The organism is Pseudorhodoferax sp. Leaf267 (assembly GCF_001422405.1).
Taxonomy (GTDB): domain Bacteria; phylum Pseudomonadota; class Gammaproteobacteria; order Burkholderiales; family Burkholderiaceae_C; genus Pseudorhodoferax.
Map to the genome: position 1 here is coordinate 551,955 of NZ_LMMV01000001.1, position 16,511 is coordinate 568,465.

At 72.0% G+C, this 16,511-nt stretch carries 12 protein-coding genes; 6 read left to right on the forward strand and 6 right to left on the reverse strand.

The window, feature by feature from the left end; translation table 11 throughout:
- Positions 1-49 precede the first annotated feature (49 nt).
- Positions 50-967, reverse strand: a complete 918-nt coding sequence (locus ASF43_RS02445) for a LysR family transcriptional regulator (RefSeq protein ID WP_235578102.1) — start codon at positions 965-967, stop codon at positions 50-52.
- Positions 968-1,074: 107 nt separating this feature from the next.
- On the opposite strand from ASF43_RS02445, the gene ASF43_RS02450 reads away from it, so the two are divergent.
- Entirely contained in the window at positions 1,075-1,896 is an 822-nt protein-coding gene (locus ASF43_RS02450) for a sugar phosphate isomerase/epimerase (protein WP_056176133.1), read from the forward strand.
- Positions 1,893-3,605: an FAD-dependent oxidoreductase gene (locus tag ASF43_RS02455; protein WP_056176136.1), complete on the forward strand. Its 1,713-nt coding sequence runs from the start codon at positions 1,893-1,895 to the stop codon at positions 3,603-3,605. Before ASF43_RS02450 ends, ASF43_RS02455 begins: the two co-directional genes overlap by 4 nt.
- 86 nt (positions 3,606-3,691) lie before the next feature.
- Here the strand turns inward: ASF43_RS02455 and ASF43_RS02460 are convergent, their stop codons facing one another.
- The 4 genes from ASF43_RS02460 to ASF43_RS02475 form a co-directional block, all read right to left on the reverse strand.
- Positions 3,692-4,849, reverse strand: a complete 1,158-nt coding sequence (locus ASF43_RS02460) for a hypothetical protein (RefSeq protein ID WP_156373100.1) — start codon at positions 4,847-4,849, stop codon at positions 3,692-3,694.
- Positions 4,850-5,225: 376 nt separating this feature from the next.
- Positions 5,226-7,943 carry a hypothetical protein gene (locus ASF43_RS02465; RefSeq protein WP_056176139.1) on the reverse strand — a complete coding sequence of 906 codons (2,718 nt, stop codon included), beginning with the start codon at positions 7,941-7,943 and terminating at the stop codon, positions 5,226-5,228.
- Positions 7,944-7,984: 41 nt separating this feature from the next.
- Entirely contained in the window at positions 7,985-8,503 is a 519-nt protein-coding gene (locus ASF43_RS02470; protein ID WP_056176142.1) for a CinA family protein, read from the reverse strand.
- 44 nt (positions 8,504-8,547) lie between these two features.
- Positions 8,548-8,895, reverse strand: coding sequence for a copper-binding protein (locus ASF43_RS02475; RefSeq protein ID WP_056176144.1), 348 nt, complete (start codon positions 8,893-8,895; stop codon positions 8,548-8,550).
- 338 nt (positions 8,896-9,233) lie between these two features.
- On the opposite strand from ASF43_RS02475, the gene ASF43_RS02480 reads away from it, so the two are divergent.
- The 4 genes from ASF43_RS02480 to ASF43_RS02495 all read left to right on the forward strand — a co-directional run bounded on the left by ASF43_RS02480 (position 9,234) and on the right by ASF43_RS02495 (position 15,551).
- A complete protein-coding gene (locus tag ASF43_RS02480; protein WP_056176146.1) occupies positions 9,234-10,655 on the forward strand; it encodes a malonyl-CoA decarboxylase in 1,422 nt (473 codons plus the stop codon).
- Positions 10,656-10,717: 62 nt separating this feature from the next.
- Positions 10,718-12,862: an alpha/beta hydrolase domain-containing protein gene (locus tag ASF43_RS02485; protein ID WP_056176149.1), complete on the forward strand. Its 2,145-nt coding sequence runs from the start codon at positions 10,718-10,720 to the stop codon at positions 12,860-12,862.
- 32 nt (positions 12,863-12,894) lie between these two features.
- On the forward strand, positions 12,895-13,878 hold the full coding sequence (locus ASF43_RS02490) for a tripartite tricarboxylate transporter substrate binding protein (protein WP_056176151.1): 984 nt from the start codon (positions 12,895-12,897) through the stop codon (positions 13,876-13,878).
- Between the two features lie 134 nt (positions 13,879-14,012).
- Positions 14,013-15,551: a malonyl-CoA synthase gene (locus ASF43_RS02495; protein WP_056178040.1), complete on the forward strand. Its 1,539-nt coding sequence runs from the start codon at positions 14,013-14,015 to the stop codon at positions 15,549-15,551.
- Positions 15,552-15,557: 6 nt separating this feature from the next.
- On the opposite strand, the gene ASF43_RS02500 is transcribed toward ASF43_RS02495, so the two are convergent.
- Positions 15,558-16,496 carry a toll/interleukin-1 receptor domain-containing protein gene (locus ASF43_RS02500; RefSeq protein ID WP_056176154.1) on the reverse strand — a complete coding sequence of 313 codons (939 nt, stop codon included), beginning with the start codon at positions 16,494-16,496 and terminating at the stop codon, positions 15,558-15,560.
- Positions 16,497-16,511: the final 15 nt, after the last annotated feature.

Sequence of the window (16,511 nt, forward strand, 5' to 3'; positions counted from 1 at the left end):
ACGCTAGCGGCGTACATGATGGCGCAAATTGCGCGCAGATGCACGGGGGTCAAGCCCGCAGTGCCCACGGCCCGTCGCCCCCCAGTTGTTCCTGCAGAAACTGCACGCAGGCGCGCACCTTGGCCGAGTGGCTGAGCCGCACGGTGCTGGCCGCCCAGATGTCGGCAGGCTGCGTCCAGGCCGGCAGCACGCGCACGAGCCGGCCCGCGGCCAGGTCGGCGTGCAGGTCCCAGCCGGCCTGCAGCACGATGCCGTGGCCGTCCAGCCCCCAGCCGCGCACGATCTCGGCGTTGTTGGACGACAGCCGCCCCGTGACCTTGACCTTCTCGGCACCGGCCGGCCCCGTCAGCCGCCAGACGCCGAAGGCCTGGTTGCGGTCGCGCAGCACCAGGCAGTCGTGCCGCGCCAGGTCGGCCACGCCCACGGGCGCGCCGCGGCGCAGCAGGTAGCTGGGCGCGGCGCACAGCACGCGCTGGCTGGCGGCGATGCGGTGCGCGACCAGGTGCGGCTCGTCCACCTCGCCCACGCGCACGTCCAGGTCCACGTTCTCGCCGACCAGGTCGACGCGCCGGTCCACGGCGTCCAGCGTGATGTCCAGCGCCGGGTAGCGCTCGGCCAGCTGCGACAGCACCGGCCCGATGTGCTTGCGCCCCAGGCGGAAGCTGGTCGTCACGCGCAGCGTGCCGCGCGGGGCCAGCCGGCCGCCGGCCACGGTCTCGCCCAGGTGGTCCACGCCCTGGAAGATCTGCTGCGCCGATGCGTAGACGCGCTCGCCGTCGTCGGTCACCGTCACGCGCCGCGCGGCGCGGTGGAACAGCGCCACGCCCAGCGCCTTCTCCAGGATCGCGATGCGCTTGCTGACATAGGCGGGCGAGGTGCCCAGCTCGGTGGCCGTCGCGGCGAAGCTGGCCTTGCGCGCCGCGAGGCAGAACACGCGCAGGTCGTCGAGCTGGAAGTCGAGGTTCACGATCCGTGAATCATAGAACCACGTTCGGCGGCTTGTTGTGCCGAACCGTCTTCCTTAAATTCACCGCATCGCGCCCTTGCAGTGCACCCCGACAGAGGAGACAAACCATGACCCGCCCGATTTCGCTCGCCGCCCTCACGGTGCTGGAACTCACGCCGCCCGACATGGTGAGCTGCGCGGCGCAGGCCGGCTACAGCCACATCGGCATCCGCCTGCTGCCCGCCACGCCCACCGAGCCGCAGTACGACCTGGTGGGCGACACGCCGCTGCTGCGCGAGGTCCAGGCCCGGCTCGCGGGCACTGGCGTGCAGGTGCTGGACGCCGAGATCTTCCGCATCCGACCCGACACGCGCGTGGCCGAATACGAGGCCGCTGTCGCGACGGCCGCGCGGCTCGGCGCACGTGAGCTGCTGGTGGCGGGCAACGACCCCGATGACGCGCGGCAGATCGACACCTTCGCGCAGTTCTGCGCGCTGGCCGCGCGCTACCGGCTGGGCGCCATGCTGGAGTTCATGCCCTGGACCGACGCCAAGGATCTGACGCAGGCCGCGCGCATCGTCGAGCGCTGCGGGCAGGCCAATGCCGGGGTGCTGATCGACGCGTTCCACCTCAGCCGCTCGCACAGCCGCGTCGCCGACATCGCCCGCGTGCCGCCCGCGCGCCTGCGCTACCTGCAGCTGTGCGACGCGCCGGCCGCCGTGCCGCCCACCATGGACGCCATCCTGGCCCAGGCCCGCGCAGAGCGCCTGTTCCCCGGCGAGGGCGGGCTGGACCTCGTGGGCCTGCTGCGCGCGGTGCCGCGCGACACGCCGCTCAGCATCGAAGTGCCCACGCAGCAGCTGGCCCGCACCGTGGGCGCCACCGAGCGCGCACGCCGCGCGCTGGCCGCCACGCAGCGCGTGTTGGCACAGCTGGACGCAGCCGCATGACCCCCTTGCGCGGCATCGACTGCGACCTGCTGGTCGTGGGCTCCGGCGCATCCGGCCTGGCCGCCGCCGTCACGGCCGCGTGGCATGGCCTGCAGGTGGTGGTGGTTGAGAAGGAACCGGTCTTCGGCGGCGCCACGGCCTGGTCCGGCGGCTGGATGTGGGCGCCCGGCAACCCGCTGGCGAAGCGGGCCTGCATCGTCGAAGACCCGCAGCAGCCGCGCACCTACCTCCAGAACGAGCTCGGCCCGCGCTACGACGCCGCGCGCGTCGACGCCTTGCTCGACAACGCGCCCGAGATGGTCGCGTTCTTCGAGCAGCACACGGCCCTGCAATTCGCCGACGGCAACGCCATCCCCGACATGCACGGCGACACGCCCGGCGCCGCCACGCAGGGCCACCAGGTCATCGCCGCGCCCTACGACGCGCGCGCGCTGGGCCCGCTCCACAAGCGCCTGCGCACCACCATGCGCGAGACCTCGTTCCTGGGCATGCCCATCATGGCCGGCGCCGACCTGGGCGCGTTCCTGAGCATGACGCGCTCACCCAAGTCGTTCCTGCACGTGGCCAGGCGCTTCGTGCGCCACCTGCGCGACCTGGCGTTTCACGGCCGTGCCATGCACCTCGTCAACGGCGTGGCGCTGATCGGCCGCCTGGCCAAGTCGGCCGACGATCTGAAGGTGCAGCTCATGGAGTCGGCGCCCGCGCGGCGCCTCATCGTGGAGCAGGGCGCGGTGCGCGGCGCCATCGTGGCCACGGCCGGCTGCGAGATCGCGATCCGCGCGCGCCGCGGCGTGGTGCTGGCGGCCGGCGGTTTCCCGAACGATGTGGCGCGCCGGCAGGCCATGTTCCCGCGCACCCCCACCGGCCGCGAGCACCTTGCGCTGCCGCCCGAGAGCTGCTCGGGCGACGGCATCCGCCTGGGCGAGCAGGCCGGCGGCGTGCTGGCGACCGACCTCGCATCGCCCGTGGCCTGGGCGCCGGTCTCGCGCGTGCCGCATGCCGACGGCACGGTGGGCCACTTCCCGCACATCATCGAACGCGGCAAGCCGGGCCTGATCGCGGTGCTCTCCAACGGCCGGCGCTTCGTGAACGAGGCCGGCGGCTACCACGACTACACCGCCGCCATGGTGGCGCAGGCGCCCGTGGGCGAAGAGGTGTGTTCGTGGCTGATCTGCGACCACCGCTTCCAGCGCCGCTACGGCCTGGGCTATGCGCGCCCGTTCCCGGTGCCGGCGGGGCGCTTCGTGCGCAACGGCTACCTCAAGCGCGGCGCGACGATCGAGGCGCTGGCCACGGCCTGCGGCATCGACCCCGCCGCGCTGGCCGAGACCGTGCGCCGCTTCAACGAGCACGCGCGGCGCGGCGAAGACCCGGCGTTCGGGCGCGGCAGCACGCCGTACAACCGCAAGATGGGCGACCCGCTGCACGACGGGCCCAACCCGTGCGTCGCGCCGATCGAGCACGGGCCGTTCTATGCGGTGAAGGTGCTGCCGGGCAGCTTCGGCACGTTCGCCGGGTTGAAGACGGATGCGCATGCGCGTGTGCTCGATGCGCACCGCGTGGCGATCGAGGGGCTGTACGCGGTGGGCACGGACATGGCGAGCGTGATGGGTGGGCAATACCCGTCGGGCGGCATCAACCTGGGGCCGGCGATGACCTTCGGGTACATCGCGGGGCGGCATGCGGCGCGGGTGGGGCCCGATCTCTGATCGGCCCAGCGTAGGCTGTCAGGCATGGGGCACATGCACGGTGGCCGGGATTCCCGTGGACATGATGCCGCCCATGACGGCCAGCGTCACTTCCCGGGTACGAACCTCTGCACGCGCTTGCCCGTATCCACCTCCGCCGTGAACAGGTTCCCTTTCGAATCGATCGCGATGTTGTGCACCCAGTGGAATTGCCCCGCCATGCGCCCGTTGCGGCCGAATGCGGAGACCTTGGCGCCGGTATCGCGGCGCAGCACGTGCACCACGTTGTTGCCGCCGTCGGCCACGTACAGGTAGCTTTGCTGCGGGTCGGTGGACAGCACCATGTCCCACACCGAGCCGATCTGCAGCGTCTGCTTTTCCAGGAAGAACTCGCGCACGAACTCGCCGGACTTGCGGAACACCTGGATGCGGTTGTTCTGCCGGTCGCACACGTAGACCAGGCCGTCGCGCGCGAGCCGCACGCAGTGCACCGGGCTGCCGAACTGCTTCGACGGTGGCGCCGCCGGGTCGTAGGTGGTCTTGGCGTCGTCGGGCTTGCTGCCGTAGGCGCCCCAGTGGCGCTTGTAGGCACCCGTCGTCGCGTCGAACACGATCACGCGGCGGTTGCCGTAGCCGTCGGCCACGAACAGCTCGTTGGCCGCCGTGTCCACCTCCATGTGCGCGGGCTTGCCGAGCAGCTTGGTGTCGTTGCTGCCGCCGGTCTGGCCGGCCTGGCCGATCTGCAGCAGGAACTTGCCGTCGGCTGTGAACTTGAGGATCTGGTGGTCCTGCTCGTGGTTGCCGGCGATCCAGACGTTGTCCTGCGCGTCCACATGGATGCCGTGCTCGCGCTTGGGAAACTCGTAGCCCGCGCCCGGCGCACCCCAGGAGCGCAAGACCTTGCCATCGGCATCGAACTCGATCACCGAGGGCGCCGGCACGCAGCACGCCGCGCGCGGCGGGCTGAAGGATGCCGCCTTCTCGTCGTCGGTGAGGCTGCTCGGGCGCTGGATGATCCACACATGGTCACGCCGGTCCACCGCCACGCCGGCCACCGCGCCGACCTGCCATTGGTCGGGCAGGGGCTTGGGCCAGTAAGGGTCGACCAGGTACTGCGCGTGCTCGCCGGGGGCGCTGCCCGGCGGTGTGGCACAGGCGGCGAGCGTCAGCGCGAGTGCGGCGGCGGCGAGGTGGGCTGCGCGGTGCAGGGCTTGCGATGGAGCCCGCTGCGCGGGAGCGCTGGCGGGGCTGTGTCCGAACCACATGGGTGTCTCCGTTTCCTGTGAGAGGCGGGGGGCTGGTGCCGCGCATCGCGCGTTGGCCTGTCTGGGCGATGCCAGGGTGCAGCGCGTGGGCGTGCCGTCGCTGCCGGCGGACCATACCCAGGTGGGGGGTTGCGGTCAATGACTGCGAAGGGTGGCTTGCCTTGCGCTGGCCGCTGGCCCCTCACCCCAGCCCTCTCCCCAGAGGGGCGAGGGAGTGACGCGCCCCTTGCACGCGCTCTGCCTGTCTTGCCCCCTCTCCCCCTGGGAGAGGGCTGGGGTGAGGGCGCGCGGCTGTGGACGACACGCGGCCGTGCCCAGGCCGCAGCCCCTCACCCCAACCCTCTCCCCAGGGGGGCGAGGGAGCAAGAGGCCGCGGTCAGGCGGAGGGCTGCTGGGTGGCGAGTGCGACCAGGCTGCGCACGGTCGCGTCGTCGTCGCGGCCGGCCTCCAGCAGCGTCAGCGTGGCCGGGCCCGGCAGGTTGGGCGAGCTGGCGTCCAGCGCGGCGGCGCGGGCGTGCAGCGTCTGCGCCAGCAGTGCGCGGTCGGTGCTGGCGTCCACGATCAGCACGATGCGCTGCGCGGGCACGGCATCCAGCAGCGCACCCAGCTCGTACTGGCAGCCCAGGCGCTCGGCGTTGAAGGCGCGCAGGTCCATCACGACCAGGTCACTGCCGCGCATGAGGGCCTGCACCGCACCCTGCCAGGTGTCGTTGCCGCAAAAGAGCTCGTCGACGCCGTAGCGGCCGCCCAGGCCGGGCCCGGGGCGCAACGCGGCCAGGCGCGGCTGCAGCTCGACCGGCTCGATCACGAAATGGCGCCGCAGCCGGCCGCTCACGAAGTCGACCAGCTCGCCCGGCCCGATGGTGCTGCTGGCCAGGTCGGGCGCCGCAATCATGCGGATCGGGCCGATCCAGGCCCAGCGCGACTGCAGGCGGTCGAACAGCCGTTCGCTGCGCCGCTGCTGGCCGAACACGCGCAGCAGCAGCAGGCGCAGCGGTGGGCGCGCCTGCGCGCGGCGGCGCAGCCACAGGCCACCGGCCACCGACGCCGCCTTGGCCGCGGCGAAGGCCAGCAGGCCGAGGGCGCCGTCCAGCTCCAGGTGCATGACGAGCAGCAGCGTCTGGAACAGCCACACCGTGTCGGCCACCAGCGTCTGGTCGTTGACCCAGCCGCGGGCGTCGGCCCGCTGCAACCCCCAGGCCGCGAGCGCGGCCAGCGGTGCGAACAGCAAGGCACCGGCCAGGAAGACGGCGGCCTGCAGGGTCAGCGGGGCGACGCCGCCCAGCTGTTGCGACAGCCAGACCTGCGCGCGCAGGCCGGCGAAGCTGCTGCTGGCGACCATCGCCAGCATGCCGCCCAGGCCCATGGGCAGCACCATGGTGATCAGCACGGGCCCGACCGAGCGCACGCGCCGGTTCAACAGCAACAGCAGCAGCAACGAGGGCAGGGCCGTGATGACCCAGTACGCCAGCGGGTTGGTCCACGGCGGCAGCGTGGTGCTGCCCAGCACCAGCGGCTGCGTGCCGCCCGCGCTGACGACCACGCACAGCAACAGCAGGCCGCCGAGGTAGCCGCCCAGCAGCCACTGCCGCGCCCGCCGCGCGCCTGCCCACAGCAGCCACAGCACGACCACGGTGCCCAGCAGGTGCGCCCAGAACATCGTGGCCACGCGCAGCGGCAGGAATTCCATGTCGGCCATCGCCAACGTGAGTGCGGTGGCCACGGCGGAGAACAGCACGCCGGCCAGGCCCTGGACCAGCGTCGCGCCCCAGCGCGGGTCGGCCACCGAGGGGCTGGTCGCCGGGGCCGGCCGCAGTTCGACACGGCCCGCGCGCAGTGGGCTGGCGCCGGGCGCTGCCACGGGCGAGGCCGCGGCGCGGGCCATCCAGCGGGCAACGCGCCAGCGGTACAGCAACAGCAGCAGCAGGCCGCCGGCCAGTGTCAGCGCGCTGGCGAACAGCGCCAGCGTGGCCGTCATGCCGGACCAGCTCGCGGCGTCCAGCATCGGCGTGAAGCGGTCGCGCTCGGCCAGCGTGTTGTAGGCGGCGAATGCGTCGGCCGTGTGGCGCTGGCGTGCGTCAGGGGCCAGGCCGGGCAGCAGCGCGAGCGCTGCGTGGGCGCTGGCCAGGTCCAGGCCAGCCTGCACGTCGTCGCCGGCCGCAGCGGCCAGCCGCTGGCGCTGCGCCAGCGACGCGCGCCAGAGCGTGGCAGCACCGGCGGAGTCGCCGATGGTCGCGCGCAGCTGGCCGAGCCGGCCCAGCGCCAGCGCCTCGTCGCGCGGCTGCACACCGCGCTGGCCGCGCGCGCATGCATCCTCGATGGCGCGCAGCGACAGGCCCAGCGCGTCGATGGCCGGCTGCACCGCGCCCTGTTGCAGCAGCCGGCCTGCGGCCTCGGCATGGGCGGCGGCCACGAGCGTGACGTCGGCGGCGCCGGTGGCCACCGCCATGGCGGCTTGCCGGGTCGCGCCATCGAGCGCATCGCCGCCCAGCCACAGCAGCAGCATGGCGGTCGTCGGGTCTCTGGGGTCGTTCGCCCACACTTCGCGCAGGCCGGCCAGGGCTTGCTGCCCGGCCTGCGCGCCGAACAGGCCCGTGCGCCGCACCTGCAGCACTTCGGCGCGGTGGCCGGTCGGGTTCATCTGCAGCCACAGCGCGGCCGGCAGTTCGCGCAAGGCCAGTGCGTGGCGCCTGGTGAGGGCGGCACCTTGCGGCGCGCTGGCTTGCAGCGTCTGGGCGTGGGCCGCGAGCAAGGCCTCGGCCAACGCAGGCTGGCCGGCACGCGCGTGGCGTCGCAGTGCGGCCAGCGCCTGGGCGGCCTGGGCCGGCTCGCGCGCCAGCGCCAGCAGCGCGTCGACGGCCGCATCGTGCTGCTGGTGCACGACGCGGCGCACGGCGTCACCAGCCTCGCGCTGCGGCAGCCCGAACAGTTCCATCTGCACGACGGGCGGATCGATCCAGCGCGCGAAGCGCGCCTTGATGTCGGCCGCGTCACGCTGCGCGTCGGCCGGCTGGGCCACGGCGGCGATTACCCAGCCGCATAGCAGCACGGCGATGGTGGCGCGGCGGATGCAGTGGCGCAGGAAGGCGGGCATGGCCGCGAGTGTCGGCCAGCCAGAGGCTGCTGTGTGCTGGATCAGACGGCCGACTGCGGCGTCGCGTCCAGCACCTCGTCCAACAAGGCCAGCAGATGCCGCGCAAACAGGTCCATGTTGGTGGGCCGGTCGGTCAGGCCGGTCTCGACCACGCGGCTGTGCGCCGCGCCACCGACCACGGCCAGGCAGGCGCGGCCGGCCGGGTCGCCATAGGGGCTGCCCGAGGGGCCGGCGGCGCCGCTCTCGCTGATACCCCAGGTGGCGTGGTGGCTGTCCTTGATCTTGCCGGCCACGAGCCGCGCATAGGGCTCGGTCTCGGCGCGCAGGCCTTCCATGTCGGTGGCCGTCATGCCCAGCAGCGCGCGGCCCGCGCGGCGTGAATAGACCACGGCCCCGCCCTTGAAATAGGCCGACGCACCGGGCACGGCCAGCAGCGCGGCCGAGACCAGCCCACCGGCCGACGACTCGGACACGGCCACGGTGTCGCCGCGCTCGCGCAGCCGCGCGCCCACGCGGGCGCCGAGTTCGGGCAGGGAGGGCAGGGTCGTGGTCTCGGGCATGGGTGATCCAGATGGTGGACGGGTCAGGTTGGTAGCGTCGCTGCTCAATGTGACTCGAAGCGCTTGATGCCTGGCGCTGCACGCAGCGCCGTCAGCGTGTTCTCGTCGCCTACGCGCGCGGCGATGAACTCGACGCCCATGCCGGGCGTGAACGCGGCCACCTGGGCCGGGTCGCGCACGCGGAAGGTCAGCGTGCGGAACGGCAGGCCCGAGCCCGGGCCGAGCTTGAGCCGGATGTAGTGCCTGGCGTCCTCGACGAACACCGACTGCACGGTGGCGCGCGTGTAGACCACGGCCTGTTCCGGCGGGGCGGCTTTCGGCGTCTGCGCATGGGCAGTGTCCAGCACCAGCGCGGTGGCGATCAAGGCGGTGCGGATGGCTTGCAGGCTCATGGTCTCTCCTTGCATGGGCTGGGTCGGCTGGCATTGTGGCGCCGTGCGCCACATGCAATTCCCTGTTACCGGTCCGGGTGATGCGTGGCATTGTGGCGCTGCGCGGCCATGCGTCACCATGATGGCGCACAGCACCGCCCATCATGAAATGAAACCACCCCGTTTGAATGGCTCACTTCGTGTAGCCATTCCATCCCCCTCAAGGGGCGCCGCCAGCGGCCTGGCAGAGCCAGTTCCGCGGCGGCTGCTGGCATGGCCTGCTCCGCGGCCTTCCGAACCTTTGCTTGCGAGGCGGTTTTGTGGGCTGCGGGTGGCGCGTCGCGCCGTGGAAAATTGACATGAATGCATCCGACTGGATCTCCCGCAGCGTCGCGCTGTTGATGCCCACGCCCAAGCCGGCCGACGACAAGCCCAGCGCGCCACGCAGCACGCAGGCCCGGTTGCGCGCGACTGTGCGCCGCGACCCGGAGACGCTGACGCCCAGCGCGCTGCGCCGGCTGATGACGCAGCTGCAGGCCGTGGTCGACCCGCATGTGAGCGAGGTCGAAGCCGGCCGCCGCGCGCGTCAGATCAGCGCCTGGTATGCGTCGGCCACGCCAGCCGAGCGGCGCGACCTGTGGCTGCTGATGGTCGAGCAGTTCGCGCCCGATGCCGAGCAGGTGAAGGCTGCCCGCGAGCACTACGACGCCACGCACGGCACGCCCGAGCAGGGCGCGGCCGAGATCCGCCTGCGCAGTGCCTTCGTGTCGCCGCGCACGCGCATGCTGCAGCGCTTCGTGGTCGACCCGGCCGGCCTGCGCTTCCTGGTCGACATGCGGGCCGAGCTGCTGCGCGAGCTCAAGGCCGACCGCCGCCTGATGCCGCTGGACGCCGAGCTGGAGGCGCTGTTCTCCACCTGGTTCGACGTGGGCTTCCTGGAACTGCGCCGGATCAGCTGGGACTCGCCCGCGTCCCTGATCGAAAAGCTGATCCGCTACGAAGCGGTGCACGACATCCGCAGCTGGAACGACGTGAAGAACCGGCTGGACAGCGACCGCCGCTGCTACGGCTTCTTCCATCCGCGGCTGCCGAACGAGCCGCTGATCTTCGTGGAGGTGGCGCTGATCGACCACATGGCCGCCGGCATCACACCGCTGCTGGACGAGCATGCCGCCGCGGCCGACGCGGCCAAGGCCACGACGGCGATCTTCTATTCGATCAGCAACACGCAGACGGGGCTGCGCGGCGTGAGCTTCGGCGACTCGCTGATCAAGCGCGTGGTGGAGACGCTGCGCGAGGAATTTCCCAAGCTCAAGCACTTCGCCACGCTCTCGCCGATCCCGGGCTTTCGTGCCTGGCTGGGCAAGAACGCCGCGGCCATGCTGGCGCTCCAGTCCGACAAGGAGCGCGGCGAGCTCGGCCGCGTGCTGGGCACCAGGACACCGCAGGCCGAGCAGGTGCTGTCTGCGGCCGAGAGCGTGCTGACGCTGGACGAGAAGTCGCCCGTGCGCCGCTTCCTGCTGCAGTGCGCCGCGCACTACCTGGGCCGCGAGCTCAGCGACGGCCGCCCGCTCGACCCGGTGGCGCGCTTCCACCTGGGCAACGGTGCGCGCGTGGAGCGGCTCAACTGGGCCGGCGACCCCTCGCCCAAGGGCGTCAAGCAGGCCTATGGGCTCATGGTGAACTATCTCTATGATCTGCGCCGGCTCGACAAGCACCGGGCCATGACGCTGGCGGGGCGCATCCCGCTGTCGTCCGACATCGAGCGGCTGCTGCTCTGAAGCACGCGGCCCGGGCGCCCCGACCGCCCTCAAGTAGAAGAACGAAGCCACTGGAGAGAGACATGCAACAAGGATGGACTTTGCGCGGCCGCCACCGGCCGCGCCCCGCGGTGGCCCTGGCCGTCGCCCTGGCCGCCGCGCTGGCCGGCCCAGCCCAGGCCCGCATCACGCGCATCGTGATCGACGAGACCGTGCCGCTGCCCGCGGCCGATGGCGGCGGCATCGCGTTCGAGCAGATCGCCGGCCGCGCCTTCGGTGAGCTGGACCCGGCCGCGCCCGCCAACGCGCTGATCCAGGACATCGCCCTGGCCAGGGACGCCGACGGCAAGGTGCGCTACACCGCCACCTTCGTCATCACCAAGCCGGTGGACCTGGCCCAGGCCAGCGGCCTGCTGTGGCACGAGGTGCCCAACCGCGGTCGCAAGCGCGACAACGTGGTGCAGGAGCGCGCCTGGGGCGACATCGACCTCACGAGCGCCTGGCAGGGCGACAACGCCGGCGCCACCGCCGTGCGGCCCACCGCGGCCGTGGCGCAGCCGCACTGGCTGCAGGTGCCGGTGGCGCGCAACGCCGACGGCTCGGCCGTCACGGGCGAGGTGTTCGGCCGCATCGTGAACCGCAGCGGCCCGGCCTCGCAGCCGCTGCTGGTGCAGACCAACCCGGTGCCTTACAAGCCCGCGAGCCTGGACACGCGCCAGTCGCGCCTGGTCACGCGCACGGCCGAGTCCACGCGCGGCGAGGTCATCGGCGAGGCCGAGGTGCCCGCCGCCGACTGGGCCTGGGCGCGCTGCGACGCGGCCAACCCTTTTCCCGGCCAACCTGACCCCACGCAGATCTGCCTGAAGAACGGCTTCGACGCGCGCAAGCTCTACCAGGTGGTGTTCAAGGCCGCCGACCCGTATGTGCTGGGCCTGGGCTTCGCCGCGTGGCGCGACGTGGGCCAGTTCTTCAAGACCGCGCGCGCCGACGACCATGGCACGCCCAACCCCGTGGCCGGCGCCGTCACGCACAGCATCGGGCGCGGTGTCTCGCAGTCGGGCAACTTCCTGCGCGGCTGGCTGCACCTGGGCTTCAACCGCGACGCGGCTGGGCGCCAGGTGCACGACGGGCTGTGGCCCATCATCGCGGGCCGGCGCATCGCGCTGAACTTCCGCTGGGCGCAGCCCGATGGCGTGCTGGAGCTCTACCAGGCCGGCAGCGAAGGGCCGCAGTGGTGGGCGGCCCATCCCGACCCGGTGCGCGGCGGCGCGCCGGCCGGCATCCTGGACCGCTGCGAGGCCACGCGCAGCTGCCCCAAGATCATCGAGCACTTCGGCTCGGCCGAGGTCTGGGCGCTCAAGCTCACGCCCGAATGGGTGGGCACAGATGGCAAGGCCGACCTGCCGCTGCCCGCCAACGTGCGGCGCTACTACATCGCCAGCTCGCACCACGGCGGCGGCCTGGGCGGCTTCGACACCAGCCTGCCCGGCGTGGCGCTGCCCACCACCGGCCCGGCCTGCCCGGGCAACAACTACGGCACCGGCGTGCTGCCGGCCAACCCTGTGCCGCACACCGAAACCGTGAACGCGCTGCGCGTGCACTTTCGCAACTGGGTGATGAAGGGCCAGGAGCCGCCGCCCAGCCGCTGGCCCACGCTGGCGCCACGGCCCGGCGAGTCGCGCGGCACGCTGGTGGCCGCGAACAAGGCGGCCATGGGCTTCCCCACGCTGCCGCAGCTGCGGCCCACGCTGCCCGAGCCCGACTTCATCATGCCGGTCATCGACTACGACTGGGGCCCCGGCTTCAACGCCGCCGACGGCTCGGGCATCGCCAGCAACGCGCCGCCGCCGATCCGCCAGGTGCTGCCCATGCTGGCGCCGCGCGTGGACGCCGACGGCAACGAACTGGGCGGCGTGCCTGTCGTGCTGACCAGCGCGCCCCTGGGCACCTACCTGGGCTGGAACATCACGGCCGGCGGCGCGCGGCCGTTCCATGAAGGCCAGATCTGCAACTACGTGGGCGGCATGCTTCCGTTCGCGCGCACGGCGGCCGAACGCCAGGCCAGCGGCGACCCGCGCCTGTCGCTGCAGGAGCGTTACGGCGACCACGCGGGCTATGTGGCTGCCGTGCGCAAGGCCGCCGCGCAGGCCCAGGCCGAAGGCTTCCTGCTGCCGGCCGATGCCGAGGCCCTGGTGCGCGCGGCAGACGCGAGCCAGGTGCTGCATTGAACCCGCATTTCTACAACGATGGAGACGAACCCATGAACATGCACCGACGTGACGTCCTGCGCATGGCCAGCGCCGCGGGCGTGGCCTGCGCCAGCCCACTGGCATTCGGCCAGCCGGCCTGGCCCGCAAAACCCGTGACCATGGTCGTGCCGTTCCCGGCCGGCGGCGGCACCGATGCGTTCGCACGGCCGCTGGCCGCGCAGTTCGCCAAGCTGACGGGCAAGACGCTGGTCATCGACAACAAGGGCGGCGCTGGCGGCACCGTGGGCGCCAGCGCGGCGGCGCGCGGCCAGCCCGATGGCTATACCTTGTTCATGGGCGCGGTGCACCATGCCATTGCGCCGTCCATGTACCCCAAGCTCGACTACGACCTGGAGAAGGACTTCGTGCCCCTGGCGCTGCTGGCCAACGTGCCGCAGGTGGTGGTGGTCAACCCCAAGCGCGTCGATGTGCCCGACATCAAGGCCTTCCTCGACCTGGTGCGCAAGAACCCGGCGCGCTACAACTACGCGTCGGCCGGCGCGGGCACCTCGCACCACCTGGCCGGCGAGCTGTTCAAGCAGCAGACCAAGACCTTCATCACCCACATCCCCTACCGAGGCGCGGGCCCCGCGCTGCAGGACCTGATCGCCGGCAACGTGGACGTCATGTTCGACGGCCTGGGCTCCTCGGCCGCGCACATCAAGGGCGGGCGCATCAAGCCGCTGATGGTCTCCGGCACCAGGCGCAACCCCTCGCTGCCCGACGTGCCCTGCGCCGCCGAAGTGGGCCTGCCCGACTACACCGTGACCACCTGGTACGGGCTGTGGGCGCCCAAGGGCACCCCTGCGGACATCCAGGCCCGCATCGTCGAGGAGGTGAACCGCGCCGCCGCGGCCGACGAGATCAAGGCCGTGTGGGCCAGCAACGGCGCTGAGTTCGGCACCTTGAGCCCGGCACAATTCGGCGGCTTCGTGAATGCAGAGATCAAGCGCTGGGCGGCGGTCGTGAAAGCCTCTGGCGCGAAACTTGACTAGCGGCCGTATGGCCCTCACCCCAACCCTCTCCCGCGCGCGGGAGAAGGGCAAGGCAGGGCCGCTCCGTCTCCCTCTCCCGCCTGCGGGAGAGGGCAGGGCTTAGGGTGCGGCGGCACCAAGAGATGGAACCGAACATGACAACGACCACCGACAACCACAACCTCTTCGCCGCCCTGCGCGCGGCATTCCCGGCTGACCTGGATGCGGTCGCCATCGACGCCGGCGCCGGGCTGACCTACAGCTGGCGCGACCTGGACCGCGCCAGCGCCATGCTGGCCAACCTGCTCGACGGGCTGGACCTGCCGCCGGCCTCGCGCATCGCCGTGCAGGTCGAAAAATCGGTCGAGGCCGTGCTGCTGTACCTGGCCACACTGCGCTCGGGTCACGTGTTCCTGCCGCTCAACACGGCCTACCACAGCGCCGAGATCGGCTACTTCATCGGCAACGCCGAGCCGGCCGTGGTGGTCTGCAGCCCCGCGAACCACGGCTGGGTCAGCAAGATCGCGTTCCAGGCCGGCACGCGCTACGTCTTCACCCTGGGCGAAGACCGCAGCGGCACGCTGGTGGAGCGTGCCTCGCATTGCAGCGACCAGCACGAGCCCGCCCAACGCGGCCCCGACGACCTGGCCGCCATCCTCTACACCAGCGGCACCACCGGGCGCAGCAAGGGCGCGATGCTGAGCCACCGCAACCTGCTCAGCAACGCCCAGGTGCTCAAGGACTACTGGGGCTGGGAGAAGGGCGACGTGCTGGTCCACGCGCTGCCCATCTTCCATGTGCACGGCCTGTTCGTGGCCCTGCATGGCGCGCTGCTCAACGGCAGCAAGATGCTGTGGTTCTCGCGCTTCGACCCCAAGGCCGTGATCGCGCGCCTGCCCGAGGCCACGGTGTTCATGGGCGTGCCCACGCTGTACGTGCGCATGCTGGCCGAGCCCGCGCTGGACAAGGCGGCCGTGCGCCACATGCGCCTGTTCATCTCCGGGTCTGCGCCCTTGTTGATCGAGACCTTCCGGGACTGGCAGGCCCGCACCGGCCACACCATCCTGGAGCGCTACGGCATGAGCGAGACGGCCATGCTCACCTCCAACCCCTACCACGCCAAGGACGGCGACCGGCGCGGTGGCACGGTGGGCTTTCCGCTGCCGGGCGTGGACCTGCGCGTGGTCGACGATGCGGGCGCGCCCGTGCCGCAGGGCGAGATCGGCGGCATCCAGGTGCGCGGCCCCAACGTGTTCCAGGGCTACTGGCGCATGCCCGAGAAGACGGCCGAGGAGTTCACGGCCGACGGTTTCTTCAAGACTGGCGACGTGGGCCGCGTCGATGCGCAGGGCTACGTCACCATCGTGGGCCGCAGCAAGGACTTGATCATCAGCGGCGGCTACAACGTCTACCCGGCCGAGATCGAGGGCTTCATCAACGACATGCCGGGCGTGGCCGAGAGCGCCGTCGTCGGCGTGCCGCACCCGGACTTCGGCGAGGTCGGCGTGGCCGTGGTCATCGCCCGGCCCGGCAGCGTGCTGGACGGCGAGGCGCTGCTGGCCACGCTCAAGCAGCAGCTGGCGAACTTCAAGATCCCCAAGCGCTGCTTCGTCGTGGCCGAGCTGCCGCGCAACACCATGGGCAAGGTGCAGAAGAATCTGCTGCGCGAGCAGTACAAGGCCTTGTTCGCCTGAGCGGCCTCAGCGGGCGGGCGCCGCCGCCGGCCCCGCCACGCGCCGGGCCTCGAATTCCAACGGCGGGTTACTGTCGAACGCACCGCTGGTCTGCATGCGCAGCGCCAGCCGTTCGTCGGGCGGCTGGCCGCGCAGTTCGGCGCTGTAGCGGTGGGTCAGTTCGCGCGTCTCGCTGCCCATCGATTGCTGCGTGTGGGTCTCGAAGCGCAGGTTGTTGCCCGTGAGTTCCAGCTTGTCGATGGCGCGCGGGTAGGCCAGGAAGCTGGCGGTGCCCGTCAGCTCGCCGGCATGGCGCTTGAACTCGAAGCGTTCGCTGTGCCTGGCGCCCCAGGCGTAGGCGACCTCTGCCTGCCAAGTGCCCACCAGCCGTGCTGCGGGGTCGGGTGCGGGGGTGGCCCAGGGCTTGAACCAGCACAGCGCTGCAACGGTACAGGCCGCCACGGCCGCGCCGCCCAGCGCCCAGGGCCAGGCGCGGCGCGGTCGCGGCAGGGCCATGGCGTGGACGAGGCGGTCGATGTCGGCATCCCAGTTCGCATCGCTCAGGTGCATGGCGTTGCGCCGTGCCAGCGGCTTCAAGGGGTCGGGCAGCGCGGCTTCGGCCGGCATGGCCGCGCCGGGCAGCAGCACCGGCACCACGCGGGCGGGGCTGTCCAGCGCCAACGCGACCTCCAGCCGCACGAAGTCGTCGGCCGCGTCGATGCGCCGCGACCCGGGCGCCTCGCCGCCCAGCCAGCGCGGGCCGATGAGCACCAGCACCACCTGCGCCCCGGCCAGCCGCGCGCGGATCGCGGCCACGAAATCGTCGCCGGGTGGAATGTCGAGCACGTCGCGAAAGACGCTGCCGCGGCCGGCGCGCTGCTCCAGCGCTTCCTCCAGCCGGCCAGCGTAGCCGGCCGCGTCATCGCGCCGGTAGGAGATGAAGACCCGGTTCGCTATGTGTTGCATGCGTGGCGCCTGGTG